A 1,213-nucleotide genomic window follows, 5' to 3' on the forward strand; every position below is an offset into this window, starting at 1 on the left:
TCCGGGCACGAGAAGCTGCGTATCGACGTCACGATGGCCACCACCTCGACCGAGCACGCCGACGAGATCGTCGAGAAGCTCCGCGGTATCGAGGGCGTGGTGCTGGGCAAGGTCTCCGACCGTACGTTCCTGATGCACCTCGGCGGCAAGATCGAGATGGCCTCCAAGCACCCCATCCGCAACCGCGACGACCTCTCCATGATCTACACCCCCGGTGTGGCCCGTGTGTGCATGGCCATCGCGGAGAACCCCGAGGACGCCCGCCGCCTGACCATCAAGCGCAACAGCGTCGCGGTGGTCACCGACGGCTCCGCCGTCCTGGGCCTGGGCAACATCGGCCCCAAGGCCGCGCTGCCCGTGATGGAGGGCAAGGCCGCCCTCTTCAAGCGCTTCGCCGGCATCGACGCCTGGCCGATCTGCCTGGACACCCAGGACTCCGACGCCATCGTCGAGATCGTCAAGGCCATCGCCCCCGGCTTCGCCGGCATCAACCTCGAGGACATCTCCGCCCCCCGCTGCTTCGAGATCGAAGCCCGCCTGCGCGAGGCCCTGGACATCCCCGTCTTCCACGACGACCAGCACGGCACCGCCATCGTCGTCCTGGCCGCCCTGACCAACGCCCTGCGCGTCGTCGGCAAGCAGATTGGCGACGTACGGGTCGTCATGTCCGGCGCGGGCGCCGCCGGTACCGCGATCCTCAAGCTCCTCATCGCGGCCGGGGTGCGGCACGCGGTGGTCGCCGACATCCACGGCGTCGTCCACGCCGCCCGCCCCGACCTGGTCTCCGCCGACCAGGGATCGGCGCTGCGCTGGATCGCGGACAACACCAACCCCGAGGGCGTCACCGGCACCCTGAAGGAAGCCGTGCGCGGCGCGGATGTCTTCATCGGCGTCTCCGCCCCCAACGTCCTGGACGGCGAGGACGTCGCCGCGATGGCTGCCGACTCGATCGTGTTCGCGCTGGCCAACCCCGACCCGGAGGTCGACCCGGGTATCGCCCGCAGGACCGCCGCCGTCGTGGCGACCGGCCGCAGCGACTTCCCCAACCAGATCAACAACGTGCTGGTCTTCCCCGGCGTCTTCCGCGGCCTGCTCGACGCTCAGTCCCGCACCGTCAACACCGACATGATGCTCGCCGCCGCCCGCGCCCTCGCCGACGTCGTCGCCGAAGACGAACTCAACGCCAACTACATCATCCCCAGCGTCTTCAACG

At 69.5% G+C, this 1,213-nt stretch carries 1 protein-coding gene; it reads left to right on the plus strand.

What is annotated here, in order from left to right:
• A partial coding sequence (locus RM609_RS34160) for an NAD(P)-dependent malic enzyme (RefSeq protein ID WP_311616568.1) occupies positions 1-1,213 on the plus strand: 1,213 nt, incomplete at both ends.

Source organism: Streptomyces hesseae (assembly GCF_031845785.1).
Classification (GTDB): Bacteria; Actinomycetota; Actinomycetes; order Streptomycetales; family Streptomycetaceae; genus Streptomyces; species Streptomyces hesseae.